The following is a 4,335-nucleotide window of genomic DNA, read 5'->3' on the forward strand; positions in this document are numbered from 1 at the left end:
CAGGTGGCTAGGGTCATCGGCAACGCCGACCCCGACGGCAAGGGTCGCGTCCAGGTCCAGATGAATTGGCAGACGGGCAACATGCGTACGGGTTGGATACGCGTGATGACGCCCGACGGCGGCGGCAGCGAGAACGTGCCCACGAACCGCGGCTTCGTTTTCATCCCCGAGGTTGGCGACCACGTGTTGGTGGGTTTCAGGCATGGCGACCCCAACAGGCCGTACGTGATGGGCAGCCTGTTCAACGGTAGGACTGGCATTGGCGGATTTGCCGAGAACCATCTGAAAAGCATCCGAACCCGTAGTGGGCATGCCCTAGAGTTGGACGATTCTCCATCTTCTCTGGGTATCACCATTAAAGATAATAAAGGTAATTATATTTATATTGATTCAAACGGCGATAATATTATTCTTAACGCCGAGAAGAATATTACCATTAGTGCAGGTGAGACAATGACATTGAACTGTAAAAATATGAGGATTCAAGTCAATGAAAATAAAAAGGAGGATATCGGACAGAGTAAACGAATAACTATCGCTAAAGATTATATTTTGGATGCTTCCAACAAAAAAGAACATATCAGTGAAGACTCTACTCTTTGTGTAGGAGAGTCTCTGGAGCAGACAGTAGGTGATCTGAAGACATCCGTAATAGAAGGTGACCTAATCTTCAGTGCACAAGGAAGAGCTCTTGTGCAAGGAAAAACGGATGCACGTATAAGTAGAGAGTAAACCAACTAGATAAATAATTATAGAATGAGTGGGAAAGCATATAATAGTTTCGTATACGACTTATCAAAGAAAGTAGATCGTTATGATTTTATTCCAGAAATAAAGTTGTCAGAAAAGTTGAAGATTTCCTCAAAGGAAGTTTTCTTCTGTGATTGGGGTTATGTAAAAGATAAAAAGAAATCGCCTTATTTTTACCATAATGAAGTACTTGAGACATTGTGGAATTGTCCTGTTTGTGATTTCAATTTTGATTGGAAAAAATATAAAGACAACGGTTACTTTAAATATCATTTATCTCCCTATCTTGAATCGTCTAAAAAAGAAAAAATCTTTATATACTTAAGAAAACGTGGCGATGTAACTATTACATTTGATGTTATAAAAGGGAATACAAAAGCAAATGACTCAGATGGTTATCTAATAGTAAAAGTAAATCCACCATATGCAAAAAATGGAATAGAACTTCTTAGTCCTAGAGGTCCCATAAAGGTCGAATATGGTTCTTCTATAACAGTAAAATTACGTATAAAACCTAATATTAATCATTTCTATCCTAACGAGTATTTTGATCTAAACTTTTATGCATTTGATAATAGTCGTGACCTGTTTGACTTGGAGGGGAATGTTACAGGATAAATACTTTGTGGGCAATTTGGCATTGTCTCACGGAATTGTATTTGTGAAAATTGGCCGACGATTCCATCTGTAATACCCGGAAAGAAATTCGTCGTATATACAGAAGATTGCATGAAAGCATCAATAGCCCAATTGAAAAAAGTTGGATATAAACCCAAAGGAGATGCAAATACGCATATTTATAAAATATATAAAGATGCAGATGGCAACAGAATCAATGATTTAGGAAATAGTTACATTGCTGATTTCAAAAAAGCGATTTCCTACTTAAAGAAATCGTTGTCTGAAGGAATGCCATCAATTGTAGGAGCTGATTATCAAAAAGGTCATCCTGGAAATATAGATAAAACGACCGATCATTTTTTTGTTATCGTAGGGATGGGAAAAGATAATAAGGGTGCTTACTTTACTTTTTTTGATAATGCAATGGCTGCTTCTGAAGTTCTCATTGGTGGAGGAAATAATTCTACACATAATAAGTTATACGTTGATTGTAAAAACTATAGATTACTTTCCATCGGAACTGCTCCTTTTGCTGCAAATAAGGAATATAAAGATTACTATATCACGCAAATACGAGAATCTGAAAAAATCAAGAAATGAAAAAGATCGTATTATACTTCACTTTACTAACATTTTCTTTATATAGTTGCCATACGGACTATAAAAGTAAAATTGATAATGCTCTTCAGAATGGATATGATGAATTAGCGATAAACTATTTAAATAAAGCAATAGAAGAAGCCCCTACTTTGGAATACTTATATATGCGAGCTAATTGCCAGATGAGAATTGGCAAATATGAGAATGCTCTTCGGGATTATACAAGACTACTTCAATACAGTTCTACAGAAATGCAAGAAATTGATTCGTATATTAATATAAGTAAGGATAGCATCGTTAACATCAATTCCATATATGAAAACCAATTATCTGCTTATTATCATTTAGGAAGAATAGACTCTGCAGAGAATAAACTTATCCAATTGTCGTCTTATTTTGACTATTATCATTTGTATGGACAGAAAGATTATTGGAATGGTTTGATTGCCAAAGAAAAAGGGAATATGGGTGATGCATACTGCTATTTTCTCAATGCAACAAAAGAAGGATATACAAAAGCTCTTGCAGAATTAAAGGAAATAGCAAAAAATACAGGACGACCTTCTGAAATTCCTTTAGAAATAGGTCCTGCGGGAATAGAACTCCAATTTACAGATGGAACAAAATGGGGCTTTGGTAAACAATTAAAAGAAATACAAAAACCAATTAAAGTAGAAAAAAAACGAATTATAGTAGATTATGTGAGAGAGTATATATTAATGAATTTCCTAAATAAAAATGCTCTTAAATATATTCCAGGAATGAGAAATAAGGAAAAACAGGCCGCTTCAGTTTGTTTAGCCTACATGCATAATAAAATCATACGAATCATAAAATTACCCAATAGTAAACAATTGACCAATACGCTCCTTGAAAAGTATAATGTATGTTTGAATGATTATACTCTTCCAGACAAACCGTTGATTCTAGATGTATGGGTTCTGAAATATCAGAATACCCAAGGAGAGAAAACCTGTGAACTATATCTCATTTGAAGAATTGCAATTTACAAGAGAAAATTATTTAAATATTCAAAATACAGAATGGATATAAGTGATAGAATTTTTCTTTTATGATAAAAGTTTGCCCTTATGGAAAAAGATCAACAGACTCAATATTCACTAAAAGCATATTTAGCAACCGAGCAAAAAGGGGTGCCAAGAAAAGAATATGATTTTTCGATATTTTGGAAGCTCAAATATACAGAAAATAAAGTGTTGCATCATAAGAAGACGAACTTTCCACTTAAAGTTTTAGAGCTTGAATTTGTCAAAATAGATTTTTCCACAAATGACAAAACCCTAGGTAAATCTATAGATTTTTTACACCGTACTTTTTATCGCTATGATGGATTAAAATTAAGCATAACACCCAACGGTATGACAATAGAGAATAAAGAATTATTGTTAAATCAGTGGCAACAAATACGCTCTTCACTACAAGCAGATTACAAAGGATTCTTTGCCGAAGATTATCTTGCACAGCTTGATGGTAGGATGTCGCATTGTCCACCAACAGATAATTACTTTTATTTGGGATTACTATTTCTCGAAGTATCGGAATCACTTGGAGTTAAACAATCGCGTAATCGGCAGATAATGCTATCTGATTTTGATGACATATGTTTTACTGAAAGATTAACTTGTGAACATAAAGGAAGTGGGCAAGTTTATTTCTCCATAACAGGAGAGTTTACCAACCAGCATGATTGTTTGTTGAATAAATTTTATGGTCGTACGCAAATAAGAGAGGAGTGTATTTTACCAGAATGGGTGCAACTGGAGGTTGACTACGTAAAAGAAGACATCAATATATATTGGAAATACGAACTAACACGGCAGGAGGAAAATAGCTTATGAAATTCAACTCGAACCATGCAACTAATTTAGAATGTCTTAACAGTCAAAAGCAAGAAGAAAAAGAATGCAAATGGCGCGATCCGAATGAGGATGTCAAATATGTTTGCCAAGGAGGAAAGGTACAGTGCAAATATTGTAGCAGCCCGATTGCCTCACTTACAGTAACAGCTGAAACGGTTATGTTGCAGGATAAACCGTGGGCTACGGTAGGTGATAATGATGGGAAGGTAAACTTTGGTTTTACGGGAATTTGTACACATCCTAAATGGGGAAACCAAAAACCTCCTTGTAAAGCTGTTATCAGTCTGGGAGAATGGAAAAACTTTTCAGAAACAATCATTGGTAACCATCAAGCGCTTTTAGTCAAGTCTACTATTCCATGTATGATTAGTGGTGAAGACCTGAAAATCGTCCATAGTGGGCAAACCGCCACATTAGAACAAATAAACCCCTTAGACAGAAGAAAAGTTCTTATTGATGCTTATTGGTTGGATGGAGAGGAAGA

6 protein-coding genes are annotated in these 4,335 nt (G+C 35.4%); all 6 read left to right on the top strand.

Annotated features, from left to right (window positions below; genetic code table 11):
• The coding region (locus F453_RS16410) for a phage baseplate assembly protein V (protein WP_018968555.1) at positions 1-732 on the top strand (732 nt) is incomplete at its 5' end.
• Positions 733-756: 24 nt separating this feature from the next.
• The gene (locus F453_RS0113935) at positions 757-1,368 is read left to right on the top strand and encodes a hypothetical protein (protein WP_009237967.1); all 612 of its coding nucleotides are present in this window, start codon (positions 757-759) and stop codon (positions 1,366-1,368) included.
• 111 nt (positions 1,369-1,479) lie between these two features.
• Positions 1,480-1,971 (top strand): hypothetical protein, encoded by a 492-nt coding sequence (locus tag F453_RS0113940; protein WP_018968556.1) that lies wholly within the window; start codon positions 1,480-1,482, stop codon positions 1,969-1,971.
• On the top strand, positions 1,968-2,966 hold the full coding sequence (locus tag F453_RS0113945) for a tetratricopeptide repeat protein (protein ID WP_018968557.1): 999 nt from the start codon (positions 1,968-1,970) through the stop codon (positions 2,964-2,966). Before F453_RS0113940 ends, F453_RS0113945 begins: the two co-directional genes overlap by 4 nt.
• 96 nt (positions 2,967-3,062) lie before the next feature.
• On the top strand, positions 3,063-3,830 hold the full coding sequence (locus F453_RS14515; RefSeq protein ID WP_018968558.1) for a hypothetical protein: 768 nt from the start codon (positions 3,063-3,065) through the stop codon (positions 3,828-3,830).
• Positions 3,827-4,335 (top strand): DUF4280 domain-containing protein (locus tag F453_RS0113955; RefSeq protein ID WP_026292599.1); only part of this gene is annotated, 509 nt, incomplete at its 3' end. The genes F453_RS14515 and F453_RS0113955, both read left to right, overlap by 4 nt.

Source organism: Hoylesella loescheii DSM 19665 = JCM 12249 = ATCC 15930, assembly GCF_000378085.1.
Classification (GTDB): Bacteria; Bacteroidota; Bacteroidia; order Bacteroidales; family Bacteroidaceae; genus Prevotella; species Prevotella loescheii.

Excerpts from the sequence above, each read along its gene's own strand:
- F453_RS0113935 (WP_009237967.1), top strand. The coding sequence starts at position 757 with ATGAGTGGGAAAGCATATAATAGTTTCGTATACGACTTATCAAAGAAA.
- F453_RS0113945 (WP_018968557.1), top strand. The coding sequence starts at position 1,968 with ATGAAAAAGATCGTATTATACTTCACTTTACTAACATTTTCTTTATAT.
- F453_RS14515 (WP_018968558.1), top strand. The coding sequence starts at position 3,063 with ATGGAAAAAGATCAACAGACTCAATATTCACTAAAAGCATATTTAGCA.
- F453_RS0113940 (WP_018968556.1), top strand. The coding sequence starts at position 1,480 with ATGAAAGCATCAATAGCCCAATTGAAAAAAGTTGGATATAAACCCAAA.